The sequence below is a fragment of the Streptomyces sp. NPDC052496 genome, assembly GCF_040679095.1.
Taxonomy (GTDB): Bacteria; Actinomycetota; Actinomycetes; order Streptomycetales; family Streptomycetaceae; genus Streptomyces.
This window is the reverse complement of the sequence record NZ_JBFAUH010000034.1, coordinates 1-16,071: the sequence shown is the minus strand read 5'-3', so window position 1 is coordinate 16,071 and position 16,071 is coordinate 1. Positions and strand designations below refer to the sequence as shown.

Annotated in this window: 17 protein-coding genes; 2 read left to right on the top strand and 15 right to left on the bottom strand. The window is 71.3% G+C overall.

Features of this window, described 5'->3' with window-relative positions; translation table 11 throughout:
* Nucleotides 1-88: 88 nt before the first annotated feature.
* Nucleotides 89-1,003: a LysR family transcriptional regulator gene (locus AB0L45_RS33950; RefSeq protein ID WP_365846941.1), complete on the bottom strand. Its 915-nt coding sequence runs from the start codon at nt 1,001-1,003 to the stop codon at nt 89-91.
* A 96-nt stretch (nt 1,004-1,099) separates the two neighbouring features.
* Between AB0L45_RS33950 and AB0L45_RS33945 the strand changes: the two genes are divergently transcribed.
* Nucleotides 1,100-1,354 carry a YciI family protein gene (locus AB0L45_RS33945; protein ID WP_365846939.1) on the top strand — a complete coding sequence of 85 codons (255 nt, stop codon included), beginning with the start codon at nt 1,100-1,102 and terminating at the stop codon, nt 1,352-1,354.
* A gap of 13 nt (nt 1,355-1,367) precedes the next feature.
* On the opposite strand, the gene AB0L45_RS33940 is transcribed toward AB0L45_RS33945, so the two are convergent.
* Nucleotides 1,368-2,375 carry a glycoside hydrolase family 5 protein gene (locus AB0L45_RS33940; RefSeq protein WP_365846937.1) on the bottom strand — a complete coding sequence of 336 codons (1,008 nt, stop codon included), beginning with the start codon at nt 2,373-2,375 and terminating at the stop codon, nt 1,368-1,370.
* 482 nt (nt 2,376-2,857) lie between these two features.
* Here AB0L45_RS33940 and AB0L45_RS33935 point away from each other — a divergent pair, with 482 nt between their 5' ends.
* Nucleotides 2,858-3,661 (top strand): alpha/beta hydrolase, encoded by an 804-nt coding sequence (locus AB0L45_RS33935; RefSeq protein WP_365846935.1) that lies wholly within the window; start codon nt 2,858-2,860, stop codon nt 3,659-3,661.
* A 46-nt stretch (nt 3,662-3,707) separates the two neighbouring features.
* Here the strand turns inward: AB0L45_RS33935 and AB0L45_RS33930 are convergent, their stop codons facing one another.
* From AB0L45_RS33930 to eda, 13 genes are all read right to left on the bottom strand, one after another.
* Nucleotides 3,708-4,145 carry a hypothetical protein gene (locus AB0L45_RS33930; protein WP_365846933.1) on the bottom strand — a complete coding sequence of 146 codons (438 nt, stop codon included), beginning with the start codon at nt 4,143-4,145 and terminating at the stop codon, nt 3,708-3,710.
* A gap of 22 nt (nt 4,146-4,167) precedes the next feature.
* Nucleotides 4,168-5,289: a hypothetical protein gene (locus tag AB0L45_RS33925; RefSeq protein ID WP_365846931.1), complete on the bottom strand. Its 1,122-nt coding sequence runs from the start codon at nt 5,287-5,289 to the stop codon at nt 4,168-4,170.
* Nucleotides 5,280-5,612: a hypothetical protein gene (locus AB0L45_RS33920; RefSeq protein WP_365846929.1), complete on the bottom strand. Its 333-nt coding sequence runs from the start codon at nt 5,610-5,612 to the stop codon at nt 5,280-5,282. The genes AB0L45_RS33925 and AB0L45_RS33920 overlap by 10 nt, the downstream gene beginning before the upstream one ends.
* Nucleotides 5,613-5,693: 81 nt before the next feature.
* The gene (locus tag AB0L45_RS33915; RefSeq protein ID WP_365846927.1) at nt 5,694-6,353 is read right to left on the bottom strand and encodes a hypothetical protein; all 660 of its coding nucleotides are present in this window, start codon (nt 6,351-6,353) and stop codon (nt 5,694-5,696) included.
* The gene (locus tag AB0L45_RS33910) at nt 6,350-7,471 is read right to left on the bottom strand and encodes an ROK family glucokinase (protein ID WP_030023694.1); all 1,122 of its coding nucleotides are present in this window, start codon (nt 7,469-7,471) and stop codon (nt 6,350-6,352) included. The genes AB0L45_RS33915 and AB0L45_RS33910 overlap by 4 nt, the downstream gene beginning before the upstream one ends.
* A 363-nt stretch (nt 7,472-7,834) precedes the next feature.
* Nucleotides 7,835-8,767 carry an ATP-binding cassette domain-containing protein gene (locus AB0L45_RS33905; protein ID WP_365846924.1) on the bottom strand — a complete coding sequence of 311 codons (933 nt, stop codon included), beginning with the start codon at nt 8,765-8,767 and terminating at the stop codon, nt 7,835-7,837.
* Complete coding sequence (locus tag AB0L45_RS33900; protein WP_365846922.1) at nt 8,764-9,834, bottom strand: ABC transporter permease; 1,071 nt, start codon at nt 9,832-9,834, stop codon at nt 8,764-8,766. Before AB0L45_RS33900 ends, AB0L45_RS33905 begins: the two co-directional genes overlap by 4 nt.
* A complete protein-coding gene (locus AB0L45_RS33895; protein ID WP_365847036.1) occupies nt 9,831-10,805 on the bottom strand; it encodes a sugar ABC transporter substrate-binding protein in 975 nt (324 codons plus the stop codon). The genes AB0L45_RS33900 and AB0L45_RS33895 overlap by 4 nt, the downstream gene beginning before the upstream one ends.
* A 557-nt stretch (nt 10,806-11,362) precedes the next feature.
* On the bottom strand, nt 11,363-12,136 hold the full coding sequence (locus AB0L45_RS33890; RefSeq protein WP_365846920.1) for a GntR family transcriptional regulator: 774 nt from the start codon (nt 12,134-12,136) through the stop codon (nt 11,363-11,365).
* Nucleotides 12,137-12,269: 133 nt separating this feature from the next.
* Nucleotides 12,270-13,115, bottom strand: a complete 846-nt coding sequence (locus tag AB0L45_RS33885; protein ID WP_365846918.1) for a transporter substrate-binding domain-containing protein — start codon at nt 13,113-13,115, stop codon at nt 12,270-12,272.
* A gap of 153 nt (nt 13,116-13,268) precedes the next feature.
* The gene (locus AB0L45_RS33880; RefSeq protein WP_365846916.1) at nt 13,269-13,604 is read right to left on the bottom strand and encodes a hypothetical protein; all 336 of its coding nucleotides are present in this window, start codon (nt 13,602-13,604) and stop codon (nt 13,269-13,271) included.
* A 120-nt stretch (nt 13,605-13,724) separates the two neighbouring features.
* Entirely contained in the window at nt 13,725-14,930 is a 1,206-nt protein-coding gene (locus AB0L45_RS33875; RefSeq protein ID WP_365846914.1) for a cytochrome P450, read from the bottom strand.
* 143 nt (nt 14,931-15,073) lie between these two features.
* Nucleotides 15,074-15,742, bottom strand: a complete 669-nt coding sequence (gene eda, locus AB0L45_RS33870) for a bifunctional 4-hydroxy-2-oxoglutarate aldolase/2-dehydro-3-deoxy-phosphogluconate aldolase (RefSeq protein WP_365846912.1) — start codon at nt 15,740-15,742, stop codon at nt 15,074-15,076.
* Nucleotides 15,743-16,071: the final 329 nt, after the last annotated feature.

The following is a 16,071-nucleotide window of genomic DNA, read 5'->3' as shown; positions in this document are numbered from 1 at the left end:
CAGGTGAACGACAACGGCCGCGGCATCCCCGCAGACACCGGACCCGGCACCGGCACGCCCCCGGCCCCGGCCCCGGCCCCGAAGCCCCTTAGACCGGTCCCGGCCCGACCTGTCGAACCACCGCCGTGTCCGCACCGCGCAGCTGTCCGAGGTGCGCGAACCGGCCGCCTCGCCGTGCGGCGAGGGCGATGCGTTCGTACGGCGGACGGGGGCCGTACGGGCGCCAGGCCAGGCCGGTGTCCTCGTCGACCGCGGACCGGGGCCGCAGGGCCACCATGTCGTGATGCGCGCGCAGGGCGTGCCGGAACAGCGTGTGGCCGGCGGAGGTGTCGGTGACCACCTCGGGGTGCCAGCCGTCCTCGGCGAGCCGGTCCAGGACGGAGGCGGAATAGCCCGGGGCGCGGTGGGCCGGGAACCACAGGAGGCGCCGGCCCGCCAGGTCGGCCGCGGTCAGGGCGGGCAGGCGCGTCAGGGGGTGGCCGGCGTCCAGGACCACGCCCAGGGGCTGCTCGCACAGGACGTGGAGGCTGAGCGCGGTCCGGTCGGCGGGAAGCCGGAGCAGCCCCAGGTCCAGCGTGCCGTCGCCCAGCCGCTGTGCCTGTTCGTGGGAGTCGGCCTGTTCGATCGTCACCGGCCCCAGCCCGGCCTCGGCCAGCAGCGCCTCGGCCCGGGTGAGGGCTTCGCCCGGCGCTCCGCGGCAGACGCCGAGGCGGATCGGGCGCGGTGTGCCGCGGGCGGCGCCGACCGCGGACTGGAGGGCGTCGAAGGCGTGCTGGACGCCCTCCAGCAGTGCCGCGCCGCTGTCGGTCAGTTCCATGCCCTGCGGGCGCCGGTGGAACAGCGGGGCTCCGACCCGGCGCTCCAGTGCGCGGATCTGCTGGCTGAGGCTGGGCTGGGCGATGCGCAGCCGCCGGGCCGCCTCGGTGACCGTGCCCGCCTCGGCCACCGTCGCGAAGTACCGCAGGTGCCGTATGTCGATCCCCGACAGCTCGTCCATGGCCATCGCCCCCGTCTTCAGCTGCGTCTATAGGGGCCACCCTATGGGGCGCGGGTGAAGAGGTCTTGGCCCGCGGGGGCCTTGCTGCGGTTGGCTGGGGGCATGTTCCTGATCATGCTGACCTACCAGGCCCCGCTCGAAACGATCGACCAGCTCAAGGAGGAGCACTACACCCATCCGGACGGGCTGTTCGCCAAGGGGCTGGTCCGTATGGCCGGCCGGCTCGAACCCCGTACCGGCGGGCTGATCATCGCGGAGGGCGACCGGGCGGAGGTGGCGGCCGCCGTGGCCAACGATCCGTTCGTGACCAGCGGCGCGGCCACCGCCCGGATCACCGAGTTCCACCGCACCCGGTGACCGCGACCGTGCTTCAGCGGTAGACCGTTGCTTCCTTGGCGGTCTGCCTGATGCCGTCGGCACCGTTGAAGAGTCGCTTTCCCCACGGGGTCAGTGACGTGGCGTCGAAGTGGTTGCTGAGGTCGAGGTGGGTGTCCTCGCCGCTGTTGCCGCTCCAGGACCAGCCGAGGTATCCGATACCTGCGGCGCGGGTCCGCGCCATGACGGCGTCCTCGTCGGTGTCGCCACTCGGGTGGTCATGACCGAATTCCCCCACGACGACGGGGAGTTCGGCGCGGCTGAAAGCGTCGAGGTAATTCCGGACCTTGTCCGCGGTGTTGTAGACCCCGTACATGTGCACCGAAAAGACGGTGTTGCGGTCGGGGTCGGCATCGAGCACGGACCGCGCCTGGCGCTGCATGGTTCCCGACCAGTCCTGGCCCCAGTTGGGACCGTCGGCCATCAGAGCGTGCCGCAGCCCGGCCGCGCGCAGCCGGGCGATGGCGGCTTTGGTGTCCGCGGCCCACCGGCCGGTGTCGTTGTTGCCGTACGGCTCATTGCCGAGATTGACCACAACATGGTTCTCCTGGCCGCGCAGGGCGGCGCGGACACTGATCCAGTAATCAGCGGCGCGGGCGAGGGAGACGGACCCCGCCTGTTCGCCGTAACCGGTGGTGTCGTGGACTTCCAGTACGCAGATCAGCCGGTTCGCCTTGCAGCGGGACATCACCGCGCGGACGTCGGCCGTGTCGTTCTTCGTCCAGCGGTCGCCGCTGCTCAGCACGATACGGGCGCTGTTGGCTCCCAGCCGCTTGATGTCGGACAGGGCGCGGGTGGTGCGGTCGGGGTGCCATGCGTGGGAGTGATTGACACCGCGGAAGACGAATGCGGCACCGTTCTTCTCGACGAGCCGGCCGTTGCTCACGTGCAGGCCGGCCGCGGCGCGCGCGTCGGACTGGGTGTCCGCGGCGGACATGGGCTGGGACGGGGCCAGGAGGAAGATGCTCACAGTCGCGGCGAGAGCCGGCAGATGTGGTCGCACGGTAAAGCCTTCTTCTGGTCGACGGTATCGGTGAGAGGCATTCGAGCGCACCGCCATGAGGCGTCCGCCGGATTCCGCCAAGCCCGAGGAACCCGGCAACCTTTTCGCGGGTCGGTGGCCGAGCGGCAGGCCGACTGCACCCGCTCGCCTGCGGGACGCGGTTCGAAGAACCGGCGCGGCCGGGCCGGCCGGCACCGAATGGGACACCGGGTCACTTTCCGACCGGCCGGCAGGACGACGACTGGGCGCGATATCAAGGGTGCGGCCACGGACACGTATGCGGACACGTATGCGGACACCTATGCAGATATCTAGGCCGATACGGATACGCAAGCGGCGGCAGTCGGACCGGCAACGTGGCCGCCGGCGACGGCATCCTGGCCCGCGTGCGCGCCCGTGTCAGCACCGGTGTCCACGTCAGCACCGGGTGTCCATGCCAGCACCAGTGTCGACAAGCCGCCGTCCGGGGCACACTTGGGGGCATGGCTGAGCTTGTCGCAACGTCCGCCGACGGGGTGCCCGTCACAGCTCTCGACGACGGCGCGGGGCCGACGCTGTTCTTCGTCCACGGAGGTGGCGGGAGCGCCGCGTCCTGGGACGGCCTCACAGCGTCACTGACCGCCGACTTCCGGGTCGTCCGGATCACCCGCCGCCTCTACGCGTCCGGGGCGAGCGTCCCGCCCACGCACTCGATGGCCGTCGAGGCAGCGGACATTCTGGCACTCGTCGGGCACCTCGACCGGCCCGTGCTCCTGATCGGGCACTCCTCGGGAGCGGTCGCCGCGTTGGAGACCGCCGTACGGGCGCCCGAGGCGATGGCAGGCTTGGTCCTGTACGAACCGCCGGTGCCCACCTACGCGTTGCCCGGAGCGGAGGCGGCCCGGCGCGCTCGCGCGGCCTTCGAGGCGGGTGATCCTCGTGCGGCGATGCGGACCCACCTGCGTGACATCGTCCAGGAGCCGGCGGACGTGGTGGAGGCGCAGGTCGCGGACCCGAAGGCGCGGGCCGCTTTCACCGCGAAGGCGGCCGCGGGGTTCGCCGACATCGCCTCGATCGACGCGCTCGGGGTCGGCGTCGACCGGTTCGAGCGGCTCGCCGTGCCCACCACGCTGGTGGAGGGCGACCAGAGCCCGGCCCACCTGCGAAGGCGCCTGGCCGACCTGGCCACCGCCCTGCCGAACGCGCGCGTCGTCACACTCACCGGGCAAGGACACGCCGCCCACCTGACAGCGCCCGAGACACTGACGGCCACGATCCGGGAGACGGCGAAAAGGGTCTTCGCCTGACGGCGACGTGCGCCCCGACGATGCGCGCTTCCACGCCTCGCGCGGACTATTCCTCCAGCGTCACCACGTTGCGGTGCGGCCCGCCGGACACCTTCACGTTCTTCGGCCAGCTCTTTCCGGGGGCCGGCGCGTTGGCGTCCAACTGCACGGCGCGCACCGCTTCTCCGTCCTTGAGGAACACCCACAGGGAAGGACCCGAATACGAAGAGGAAGCGACATTCCACTGGACCGGGTCGCCCACGGCGTCGGAAATCGCGTCGTCATCGGTGCCGTAACCGAAGACCCGCACCTGGTCCCATGCGAAACCGGTGAGAGCGGCCAGCGAGACCGGCGCGCCTTTCACCGCGGCGTCCAGCTTCCGCTGAAGAGACTGGTCCGTCGTACTGGCCAACGGGGTTTCCCCACCGAACACATACCAGCCGACCACCGAAACCACCGCCGCACCACACCCTACGGCCGCGACGCGTTTATGCACCGTGCGCATCCTTTGCCTCCCCCGGCCCCGGTCAGCTTCCCGGCCCGGGGTCACCCGGGTCCTGTCCCTGGTCGGGGGCGCCGGGCACCTTGTTGGTGTGCCCGTGCGCACCGATTTCCACCTTGTCGCTGGGCACGAGCTTTCCGTCGCGGTCCAGTACCACGGTTTTCCCGCCTTGCACCGCCTCCTGGATTTTCGCCGCCAGCTCGGCGGGGGTGGCCGTCGGGTTGTTCTGGGCGATGCGGCGTCCGATCTCGTTGTTGTGGAGATCCATGGCTTCGCGGTCCGACGGGTTTCCCGGCAGCCGCTCGTGCGCCGTTCCGTACCGCTCCGCCCAGTCCACACCGAAGCGCTGAGCCATCAGGGCATTCCAGTAGGCATGCCTGAAGGCGTCCATGTGGCCGTCGTTGTCGTCCTCGGGGAACCGCGCTCTGCTCTCGTCCCAGGCCCGGTCCCGTATCTCTTTGAAGTCGCTCTTCTCGAAGATGCTGAGATCGGAGAGCATGTTCGCCTCTCCCTGGGTGACTTTCTCCCCGTAGAAGTCTGTCACTCCGCGCGGGTCGTCGGTGACTTGGAACCTGCGCAGGATTTCCTCTGGGCTCAGCCGGCGCCCCATGTGCACCCGGTCGTTGAAGGCGTCCTTCCGTGTGCCACCGTCGTCCAGCAGGTCCCAGGCGATCCGTTCGTCCGCCTGGTCGGCCATCTGGAGGGCGTCCTGTATCTGCGTGTGCGCCCGGCGCAGGTTCTCCCCCACCGGCCCGTTCTGGACATCAGGGTCGTGGGCGACTGCGGGCGGCAGTTCGAAGCTTCCGTCCGGGGCGACCTTCGCCCCGTTCTCCCGGGCCTTCCGCAAGCCGCCACGCAGCATGTCCTGGGCGGCCCGGATGTCGGCCGTGGCCATCTCCAAGGCCAGTCTGATGCCGTCGGCCTCCGCTTGCGCGTTCTCCAGCTGCGTCAGCTCCTCGACCCAGTTGCTGCGGGCCGCTTCGTACGCGGGACCTTGCCAGCCGCTCTTCTCGACGGGGTCCTTCACCTCGGTCCGGTAACGGTCGACGAGGGCCTTCAGTTTCCTGACCTGTTCCTCCCACGCCTCCGCGGCCTTCAGGACCAGGTCCGGATCGGCCTGCTCCAGCTGTCCGACTGTCAGCCCCACGGATTGTCCCCCGCCTTCATCCCCGCGGCGTTGACCGCCTCCGCCGACTGGTAATGGGTGGCGTTGTGCTGGAGGTTCGCGCCCGTACGCCCCATCCGCTCGGCCAGGGCGAAGTTCTGCCGCTCCCAGAGGTCGGCCGTCTTCTTCAGCTGGTCCTCGATCCGCCAACCGTCCACTCCGGACGCCGCGCGGCGCGTCGCGGCGCAGGTGGGTACAGCCGCGTCCAACAGGTCCTGTCTGATGTCGAGCGCTCTGCCGCCGGCCTTTTCGATCGCCTCCGGATCGGCAGCGTAACCCTGCGCGCCCGTACCCGCCCCTGCCATACAGCCCCCTTGATCAGGTGAGCTGCCATCATGCGTCATGCGGCAGCCCGGTGCGGCGCGGGGGCGGAAAGATCCGTGAACTCAGCGCTCGAACGCCACCGTCGACACCACATAGACCACCGGATGCCCCGGCTCGTCGAAATTGACCGCGATGTTCTGGCTCGGGTGGGGGTCCTCGGCCCTGATGGAGGTGCCGGCCCATTGGCCGCCGTCGGCCAGGTCCCAGCCGACCTTGGCGGCCTGGGCGTTGGTGATGGTGATCTCGCCGTCCTTGAGGGCTTCGCGGCTGGTGCCGGCCCATTTGAGGTAGTGGTCGAGGCCCCAGTCGTTGGTTCGGAACTGGACGTACAGTGCGCTGTGATGCCAGGCGTTGGACTCGTAGTAGTAGACGGGTGTGGCGCCGGCCGGGATCGGGACGTTGTAGATGCGCTGCTGCACCTTGGACGGGTAATCGTTGTAGAGGCCGGTGGAGGCGGCCTCCTCCTCCTTGCTCTGGCCGCTGTCGCGGCTCTGTTCCGCGGAGATGACGATGTAGCCCGCCGGGATGGCGACGAGGAGGAAGATGATCAGCGCGGTGAGCCAGCGGCGGCCCCGGCTCGGCCGGGGTGCCGCGGACGCGCCGGACGGGGGCCCGGCCGCCGGCGGCTCGGGGCGTTCGACGGCTTCGCTCGTGGGGTGACCCGGTTCGGGCCGGACCTGGTCACGTTCCTCGGTCATGTGCGGGTTGGCCGGCTCCGTCATCGCCGGCCCGATCGTTCGTACCGCTCGTAACGTTCCACCCGGCGCCGGTTGGCGCGGCGGAAGCGGCGGGCCACCAGGCGCGCCAGGTCGGCGGCGCCGACCATGCCGGCCTCGGGGCCCAGCTGGGCCTTGGCGATACGGGCCTCGGGGCGGTAGCCGCGGCCGGTCAGGGTGCGCCGGAAGGCGTCCCGGGCCGGGCCGATGAGCAGGTCGTCGGCGGCGCTGACGCCGCCGCCGATCACGAAGCAGGAGGGGTCCAGCGCGGCGGCCAGGTTGGCGATGCCGACGCCCAGCCACTGGCCGATGTCCTGGAGCAGTTCGACGCACATGGCGTCGCCCTCGCGGGCCAGCTCGGTGATGAGCGGGCCGGTGATGTCGGTGACGCGGCCGCCGACCCGGTCGATGATGTTGTACGCGACCGGGGAGTCCGCGGCGGCCAGCTCGCGGGCCTCGCGGACCAGGGCGTTGCCGGAGCTGTACTGCTCCCAGCAGCCGCGGTTGCCGCACGGGCAGCGGTGCCCGGCCGGCACCACCTGCATATGGCCGAACTCGCCGGCCACCCCGTACTTGCCGCGCTTGACCGCGCCGTCCTCCAGGATCGCGCCGCCGATGCCGGTACCGAGCGTGATCATGACGAGGTGGTCCTCGCCGCGCCCGGCGCCGAAGCGCCATTCGGCCCAGGCGGCCGTGTTGGCGTCGTTGTCGACCATGACGGGCACCGCCAGGCGGCCCGCGAGGCGGTCCCGCAGCGGTTCGTTGCGCCAGTTCAGGTGGGGGGCGAACAGGACGGTGCTGCGTTCGGCGTCGACCCAGCCGGCCGCGCCGATGCCCACCGCGTGCACGTCGTGCCGGTCGGAGAGGTCCAGCACCAGCTCGGTGATGACGTCCTCGACGACCTTGGGGCTCTTGGACTTGTCGGGCGTCTCGGTACGGACCTTCTCCAGGATCGTGCCGTCCGCGTCGACGACGCCGGCCATCACCTTGGTCCCGCCGATGTCGATGCCGACGGTCGGCACGCGGGGCGCGCTCAGGTGGGAGCGCCGCTCGCGGGTGCCCACCGTGCGCAGCACGGTCGCTCTGGCCGACCCTCGGTGCACACGGTCCCGGTACGTGCTCATCGACCCACCTCTTCGCCGTTGCGGTGGCGGCGGCTGCGTGCTCGCAAGAGTCGTCTCGTCCCTGCGGGTGTCGGGAGGCCGGGGCCTCGGCGTGCATGGTCCGGTGTCGTGCTCGTTCGGTGCGGTACGCGTACGGGGCGTACGTGTACGTGCCGTACGCGTACGTGGCATGCGCGTACGGGCCGTATGCGTACGGTGCCGTACGCGTACGGGCGCGTTCCCGGAGCGGGCCCCGGGGGCGCGGGGCCGTGCCCGGCGGCGTTGACGTGCACGGTCCGGTGCGATTGTGCCCTAACAGCGGTACACGGCGCATGGCGGCGCGGGCCCCGCGGAACCCGCGCCACCGCCCGTGGGCCGCCCCGCTCAGTGCGTGGGGTGGCCGCCGAGGTGGCTGGGCTCGGGCGCGCGGGCCAGCTCGTGGCTGAGCTGTTCCAGCTCGCTGCCGCCTGCCATCTGGCGCGTCAGCTCGTCCAGGGCGATCTCGGACCGGGTGTGGCTGCCGGCCATCGTGCCCCGCTTGAGGAGGACGAAACGGTTGCCCACGAGGTAGGCGTGGTGCGGGTTGTGGGTGATCAACACCACGCCGAGGCCGGCGTCCCGCGCGGCCGCGACGTACTTCAGGACGACGCCGGACTGCTTGACGCCGAGCGCCGCCGTCGGCTCGTCCAGTACCAGCACCTTCGCGCCGAAGTACACGGCGCGGGCGATGGCCACGCACTGCCGCTCGCCGCCGGAGAGGGTGCCGATGGGCTGGTCCACGTCGCGCAGGTCGATGCCCATGCGCAGCAGCTCGGCGCGGGTGGTCTCGCGCATCAGCTGGACGTCGAGCCGCTTGAAGGGGCCGACGCCCTTGGTGGGCTCGGAGCCGAGGAAGAAGTTGCGCCAGACCGGCATCAGGGGGACGACGGCCAGGTCCTGGTAGACGGTGGCGATACCGCGGTCCAGTGCCTCGCGCGGGGAGGACAGCCGGGCCGGTTCGCCCTCGATCGCGAAGCGGCCCGTGTCGTGCTGGTGCAGCCCGGCGATGATCTTGATGAGGGTGGACTTGCCCGCGCCGTTGTCACCGAGCACACAGGTGATCTCGCCCGCGTGCACCTCCAGCGAGACGCCTTCCAGGGCCTTGACGTTGCCGTAGAACTTGCTGACGTCCGTCAGCTCCACGAGGGGCGGCGCGGCCTCCGGGGCCCGTACGTCCTCCGCGGCGTCCGCGCCCGGCACCACGTCCGGCACCGCGTCCGTGTCCTCCGTACGCTCCGGCGTGCGCTCCGCCCTGTCCGGCTTCTCCGGGGTGCTCATTTCGTCGCCTCCGCGCGCTTGCGGACCCATGCGTTCAGGAGCGTGGCCAGCAGCAGCATCGCTCCGAGGAAGAACTTGTACCAGTCCGGGTTCCACTGGGCGTACACGATGCCCTTGCTGGCCATGCCGAAGATGAAGGCGCCGACGGCGGCGCCGATCGCCGAACCGTAGCCGCCGGTCATCAGGCAGCCACCGACCGCGGCGGCGATGATGTAGAGGAACTCGTTGCCGACGCCCTCGCCGGACTGGACCGCGTCGAACGAGAACAGCAGGTGCTGCCCGGAGATCCAGGCGGCCAGCGCCACGCCCATGTACAGGCCGATCTTCGTCCTGGTGACCGGGACGCCGACCGCCCGCGCGGCGTCCGCGCCGCCGCCCACCGCGAAGATCCAGTTGCCGGCGCGGGTGCGCAGCAGGATCCAGGTGGCGAGCGCGACCAGGCCGATCCACCACAGGATGGTGACCTGGATGTCCACGCCGCCGATGCTCAGGTGGGACGCGAACAGCGCCCTGGCCGAGTCGAAGCCCTCCATGTCGGCGATGGACTTCGTCGAGACGGTGCCGCTGATCAGCTTGGTGAAGCCGAGGTTCAGGCCGGTCAGCATGAAGAACGTACCGAGGGTGATGATGAAGCTGGGCAGCTTCGTACGGGTCAGCAGGAAGCCGTTGAAGACCCCGATGGCCAGGGTGACCAGCAAGGACACCCCGACGCCCACCCAGACGTTCGCCGTCATCTGGTAGCTGAACATCGACGAGACGAGCGCCGAGCTGACGACCATGACACCGGCCGACAGGTCGAACTCGCCGCCGATCATCAGCAGCGCCACCGGCACGGCCATGATGCCGATCGTCGACGACGTGTACAGCACGGTCGAGAGGCTGGAGGCCTGCAGGAACGTGTCGGCGGCGAAGGAGAAGAAGAGGAAGACCGCCACGGCGCCGACCACCGCGCCCAGCTCGGGGCGGCTCATCAGGCGGCGCGCCGGCGATCTGGGCACCAGGCGCTCGTCCGGCTCCTGGCCGCCCTGCGGTCCGCTGTCCTTCACGGGTGTCTCCGCGGTGCTCATCGGGTTCCCCGCTTCGTGTACTCCTGCAGGGCCTCGGCGTCCTGTTTGGTGATCACCTGGGGGCCGGTGAAGACCGGCTTGCCGCCGCCGAGGACGTCGGCGTTGTACTTGTAGAGCCACAGCAGGTCGACGGCCTGGTAGCCCTGGAGGTAGGGCTGCTGGTCGACGGCGAAGCCGAGCGAGCCGTCCTTGAGGCCGTCGGCGACCTTCGCGTTCAGGTCGAAGGTGTCGACCTCGGCGTCGCTGCCGGACTGCTCCTTGGCCTTGACGGCGGTCGGGGCGAACGGCGCGCCGAGGGTGACGACGGAGTCGATGTCCCGGTCCGACTGGAGCTTGGCCTCGATGGTGGACTGCACGTCGGGCATGTTGGTGCCCTCGACGTACAGCTTCTGCAGGTCGCCCTTGAAGGTCTTCTTCGCGCCGTCGCAGCGCTGCTCGTGGCCGACGTTGCCCTGTTCGTGCAGGACGCACAGGGCCTTCTTGCGGCCCCGCCGGTTCAGCTCCTCGCCGACGGCCTCGCCGGCCACGGTCTCGTCCTGGCCGATGTGGGTCAGGGCGCCGAACGCCTTGGACGCCTCGGCGCCGGAGTTCACGGTGATCACCGGGATGCCGGCCTTCTCGGCCCGGGCGACCACGTCCTTCATGGCGTCGGGCTTGGCCAGCGTGACGATCAGCCCGTCCACCTTCTGGTCGATGTAGGACTGCACGAGCTGGCTCTGCCGCTGTGCCTCCTTGTCGTGCCCGTAGACGAACTTGATGTTGTCCTTGGCGGCGGCCTGCCGGGCGCCGTTCTGCACGATGTCCCAGAAGGTGTCGCCGTCGCCCGAGTGGGTGACCATGGCGAAGGTCCACCTCGGGGTGTTGACGGCCGCCTTGCCGCCGGCGGTCTGGGCGGCGCGCGCTTCCTCGGCTCGCTTGCCGCCGGTGCTGCTGCACCCCGCCAGGGACGCGGCGAGCACCGCTGCCAGCACCGCGGTCACCGCGCGTACCCCTGTCCGAACCCTTGCCACGAGGTCGAGCCCTTCTCGTTGCTGTCGCTGCTGTCACTGTGCGCCCGGGGGCGCTGTGCCGGGTTTGGGCCGAAAATGATCGGTCCCGGCCGCCCAAGTATCCGTTACGCCTGTTCCGCGTGGGATCAGCGGGTCCGGTGCCCCGGGTGTCCCGGCGGCTCAGGAGGATGGCCGTACGGGCGACGGCCCGGGGCCCGGCGGGGGTGACGAAGAAGCGCACCGGCCTGCCGGCCGGCCCGCTCGGTGAAGGTGCGCACGGTACGTCTCATGGAACCGCCTTCTCTCCGGCACCGCCCGATGGCGGATGGAGGAGTTCTAGCGGCGGCCGCCGAGTCCCGTCAATGCTTTGTCCGAACATTCTTACCCGTACGGACGGATCCGCCGCGCGGCGGTCGCGGGGCCGTACGGGTGGGGGCGCTCCCTCCGGGCCGTACGAGTTCAGGATCGTACGAGCTCAGGGCCGTACACACTCAGAGCCGTACGAGCTCAGGGCAGTACGCGCGCAGGGCAGTGCGCACTCAGGGCCGCACGAGCAGCTGAAACTCGAAGGCGTACCGCGACGCCCGGTAGACGTGCGAGCCGAATTCGACCGCGCGGCCGGTGTCGTCGAAGGTCGTGCGCTGCATCGTCAGCAGCGGAGCACCCTCGGGCTCGCCGAGCCGCTCGCCCTCCTCGGCCGTCGCGGCGCGCGCGCCGACGGCCTGGCGGGCGCTGTGCAGGGTGATGCCGGCCGCCCGCATCAGGCGGTACAGACCGGTCTCCTCCAGGCGCTCGGTCCTGAGGTCGAGCAGCCCGGCGGGCAGGTGGTTGCACAGGTGGGCGACCGGTTCACCGTGCGTGAGACGCAGCCGCTCGACCCGTACGACGTCGGCGCCCTCGGCGATCCCGAGCGCGGCGGCGACCTCGGCGGTGGCTTCGGTGGTGGTGTTGAGGAGCACGCGGGTGGCGGGCTTCTGCCCGGCGGCCTCCAGGTCGTCGTAGAGGCTGCTCAGCTCCAGCGGGCGCTTGACCTGGCTGTGCACGACCTGCGTACCGATGCCGCGGCGCCGCACCAGCAGCCCCTTGTCCACCAGCGACTGGATCGCCTGGCGGACGGTCGGCCGGGACAGCCCGAGGCGCCCGGCCAGCTCGATCTCGTTGCCGAGCAGGCTGCCCGGGGCCAGCCCGCCGGTCTCGATCGCCGCCTCCAGCTGCTGGGACAGCTGGAAGTACAGCGGGACCGGACTGCTCCGGTCCACGCTGAACTGGACGGGCCGCTCGGCGACCTTGGAGTCTGTTGCGCGTTTCCCCACGGCTTGGAGCGTATCCGGCCGCGCTGATGACGGGAAGTCCGGAGGTCACATTGTCCGGACAATCACAGACGGGGATGGTACGTACCAATCGCCTCAGCCCACGCTCCGCACGTGCAGGCCATCACTCCGGCCCTCACTTCGCCATCCAGGCGTCCTCGTACTTCCGGTACGTCCCGTCGTGCTTGGCCAGGTGCACCCACTGGTCGACGTACTCCTTGAACTGGACGTCGGCGCGGGGCACGGCGTACGCCTTCTCGGAGAAGGTGAAGGGCCGGTCCGGGTGGACCGCGCACAGTTCGGGGTGGATCTTGGCCTGGTAGCGGGTCTCGCTCGCGTCGGTCATCATCACGTCCGCGCGGCCCGCGATGATCTCGTCGAAGATGGTGGTGTTGTCGGCGTGCGGCTTGATGGTCGCGCGCTTGATGACGGAACGGGCGAACTGTTCGTTGGTGCCGCCGGGGTTGACGACGACCGTGGTGCCCGGACGGTCGATCTCCTCCAGCGTCCGGTACGTGTCCCGGTCCGCACAGCGGACGATGGGGGTCTTCCCGTCGGTGCGGGTCGGCTCGCTGAAGGCCGCCTTGCGGGCGCGCGGAAGGGTGATCGAGACGCCGCCCATGGCGATGTCGCAGCGCCCCGCCACCAGGTCGTCGACCAGTCTCGCCCAGGTCGTGGCCACGTACTTCGGTCTGGCGTCCAGGCTCTCGGCGAGGTCGCGGGCCATCGAGATGTCCACGCCGCGGTACGTCCCGGACGTGGGGTCGCGGTGCGTGAAGGGGCGGTAGTCACCGGTGGTGCAGACGCGGAGGACACCGCGCCGGGGAACGGTGTCGAGGAGGGACGCGGGGCGCGTCGCGGTGTACGCGGTGGTGGGCGGCCGGTCCGGGCGGGCGGCCGGGTCCGCCGGAGCGGTCGTCGGTGCGGCGGCGGTGAGGGCGAGGGCGCAGGTCAGGGCGGGGAGAACGGCGGCGCGGCGCATGGTGCGGCTCCTGTACGCGGCGGGACGTGGCGGATCGGGCCGTCAGCGTGGCAGAGCGCGATACCGGAGTGAAGGGCGCGACCGGCTGGTGGGACGGCTCACGGCCCGGGGGCGGGGGTGCACGGGCGGGGGCCGGCAGCCACCGGAAACGCGCTAACCGCCGTACCTCCGCGCGAGTTCCCGCAGCCGTTCCGCCGCCTCGGCTGCCTGCGCGCCGGTGAAGGGGAGGCCGGGCATCCGGGCCAGCTCCTCGATCCGCTCGGCGAAACGCAGGTACGCGCGGTGCGCGTGTTCCCGGCAGGGCGCGCAGGTGACCTTCTCCGGGCGGGGCGAGGTCATCGCGTAGGGCCGCCGGCATCCGCACCCGGTGGTGACGACACTCGGCGCGTCGGGCGCCCGGCCCAGCAGCCGCGCGGTCACGTCACGGAAAGCGGCGCCGGCTCGCACCACGTCCTTCTCCACATGGATGTGCGGGTCGTGCTCGTCCATCCGCGCCTCCGCCCCGTGCGGGTCGCCATGGGCCCAGGGTAGGGCTTGGGTGGCGCCGGTGGACCGGTCACGCCCAGGGGCCCGCCGGCTCACGGCGGGCCCGCACGATGCCGTACCGCGCTAGCGCCAGCGCACCGGCAGTCGCTCGGGGCCGCGGATCGTCATGCCGGTGCGCCAGGTCAGGGTGTCGTGGTCGGCGTCCAGTGCCAGGCCGGGGCAGCGTTCCAGGAGGGTGCGGACCGCGATGCGGCCCTCCATGCGGGCCAGTGGGGCGCCGAGGCAGAAGTGGATGCCGTGGCCGAAGGCGACGTGGCCGCGTGTTTCGCGGGTGATGTCGAAGGTGTCGGGGGCCGGGAAGCGTTCGGCGTCGCGGCCCGCCGCCGCCAGGCCGACGATGACGGCCTCGCCGGCCGGGATGACCGTGCCGCCGATCTCGACGGGCTCGATGGCGAACCGCCAGGTGGCGTTCTCCACGGGTCCGTCGTAGCGCAGCATCTCCTCCACGGCGTTGTCCAGCAGGGAGAAGTCGGCGCGCAGGGCGGCCAGTTGCGCGGGGTGGCGGAGCAGTGCGCGCGTCCCGTTGGCGATCAGGTTGACGGTGGTCTCGTGGCCGGCGACGAGGAGCAGGAAGGCCATGCCGAGGAGTTCCTGCCGGGAGAGCTGGTCGCCGCCCTCGTCGCTGGTGCGCACCAGGGCGCTCAGCAGGTCCTCGCCGGGCGCCTTCCGCTTGGCCTCGATCAGGTCGTCCAGGTAGGCGGCCATGTCCCGGGCGGCGGCCATCGACGCGTCGTGGCTGGTCGGTGAGACCAGTTCGTTGGACCAGACACGGAAGGTCTCCCGCTCGATGTCGGGCACGCCGAGCAGTTCGCAGATGACGGTCATCGGGAGCGGGAAGGCGAGCGCCTCGACGAGGTCGGCCCGGCCGTCGGGGGCGGCCAGCATGGCGTCCAGCAGCTCGTCGGTGATCTGCTGGACGCGCGGGCGCAGCGCCTCGACGCGGCGCGAGGTGAACTCCCGGGCCACCAGCTTGCGCAGCCGGGTGTGCTGCGGCGGGTCCGCGTCGAGCATGTTCATCAGCTGCCACTCGGTGTCCTCTTCAGGACCCAGGACGGGGGCGCCGGAGCGGGTCCAGTCCTTGGCGAGCCGGGGGTCGGCCAGTGCGGCCCGGGCTTCCTCGTACCCGACGACGAGCCAGGCGACCAGGCCTTCGGCCTCGGGGAGTCGGACCCGGTGGACCGGCCCCTGGCCGCGCAGCTTGGCGTAGTACGGGTGGGGATCGGCGACGAAATCCGGGCCGTATGCGCCCAGGTCGATGATTTCCGGCATGGTGGAGTCCGCCCCTCGTAGGCTTTTTCGTCACCGTACGTACACGAGGGGCGGGCGGCATCGGCCCCGCGGAGGAGGCGGCCGGCCGTACCTCCTCCGTGGGGAGTGCTTCACTCGCGGTACTGCCGGGAGCGGGGCCGGTCTCAGACGTCGTACAGGCCCGGTACCTCCGGGCCGGCAGGCGGCTGCGGGGCGGCGTCGGCGAGGCGGGCGAGCAGGTCGGCTGCGCGCTTGGCGACCGTCTCGCGGTCGCCTTCCGAGAGCGCCGAGCCCATGCCCACCGCGACCGCGCCGGCGGCTATCCACTCGGGAGCGGTCTCGACCGTCACACCGCCGGTGGGCAGCACCGGTGCCTGCGGCAGGGCCGCGCGGACGTCCCGGAGCCAGCCCGGGCGGTGCGCGGAGGCCGGGAAGAGCTTGAGCGCGTCGGCGCCCAGCTCCAGGGCGCGCACCATCTCGGTGGGGGTGGCGACGCCCGGGAAGACGGGGACGCCGTAGCGGTGGCCGGTGCGGATGACCTCGGCGTCCAGGCTGGGGGAGACCAGGAAGCGGGCGCCGGCGTCCACGGCCATCCGGGCCGAGACGGCGTCCAGGACCGTGCCGGCGCCGATGACGGCGTCGTTGCCCAGCTCGCGGCTGAGGGTGGTGACCGCCTCCAGCGCGAACGGCGTGGTCAGCGATATCTCCAGGCTGGTGATCCCGGCGGACAGCAGGGTGTCAGCGGTGGCGCTGGCCTCGTCGTAGGTCTCGCTGCGGACGACGGCGAAAACACGCTGCGCCAGAGCGGCCCGGGTGATCTCCCAGCGGTACACGGCAGTTCGCCGCCTTCCTTGTCTCAATCGCCAAACCCGTCGCGGTGCGCCCGCGGAACGGCCGGGCACACGGCGCCTCATGGGCCGTGCCGCGCCGCAGGTGACCTCGTCCTGGTCCCTTTGCCACCGTTGCCCGCCCATTCGTCGTTTCTACCGAAACGCTACCGGGAACCGCTGACAATCCTCTCGCGGGGGTGTGCCCCGCTACCCGCCGAACTCCCGGAACCGACCGGGCGGCAGGGCCGCGGCACCCACGGTGACCACAACGCGGCGGGCGGGGGACGCGGCGGGGCCCCGCGCCCCCCCCGCCCCCGCACCGGATTTGTTTT

What these genes read in the sequence shown, in the direction of transcription:
- AB0L45_RS33900 (WP_365846922.1), bottom strand. Translation starts at nt 9,834, where the DNA reads ATGAGCACCGCGGAGACACCCGTGAAGGACAGCGGACCGCAGGGCGGC.
- AB0L45_RS33885 (WP_365846918.1), bottom strand. Translation starts at nt 13,115, where the DNA reads ATGCGCCGCGCCGCCGTTCTCCCCGCCCTGACCTGCGCCCTCGCCCTC.
- AB0L45_RS33930 (WP_365846933.1), bottom strand. Translation starts at nt 4,145, where the DNA reads ATGCGCACGGTGCATAAACGCGTCGCGGCCGTAGGGTGTGGTGCGGCG.
- AB0L45_RS33915 (WP_365846927.1), bottom strand. Translation starts at nt 6,353, where the DNA reads ATGACGGAGCCGGCCAACCCGCACATGACCGAGGAACGTGACCAGGTC.
- AB0L45_RS33935 (WP_365846935.1), top strand. Translation starts at nt 2,858, where the DNA reads ATGGCTGAGCTTGTCGCAACGTCCGCCGACGGGGTGCCCGTCACAGCT.
- AB0L45_RS33875 (WP_365846914.1), bottom strand. Translation starts at nt 14,930, where the DNA reads ATGCCGGAAATCATCGACCTGGGCGCATACGGCCCGGATTTCGTCGCC.
- AB0L45_RS33905 (WP_365846924.1), bottom strand. Translation starts at nt 8,767, where the DNA reads ATGAGCACCCCGGAGAAGCCGGACAGGGCGGAGCGCACGCCGGAGCGT.
- AB0L45_RS33910 (WP_030023694.1), bottom strand. Translation starts at nt 7,471, where the DNA reads ATGAGCACGTACCGGGACCGTGTGCACCGAGGGTCGGCCAGAGCGACC.
- AB0L45_RS33880 (WP_365846916.1), bottom strand. Translation starts at nt 13,604, where the DNA reads ATGGACGAGCACGACCCGCACATCCATGTGGAGAAGGACGTGGTGCGA.
- AB0L45_RS33920 (WP_365846929.1), bottom strand. Translation starts at nt 5,612, where the DNA reads ATGGCAGGGGCGGGTACGGGCGCGCAGGGTTACGCTGCCGATCCGGAG.
- AB0L45_RS33945 (WP_365846939.1), top strand. Translation starts at nt 1,100, where the DNA reads ATGTTCCTGATCATGCTGACCTACCAGGCCCCGCTCGAAACGATCGAC.
- AB0L45_RS33950 (WP_365846941.1), bottom strand. Translation starts at nt 1,003, where the DNA reads ATGGCCATGGACGAGCTGTCGGGGATCGACATACGGCACCTGCGGTAC.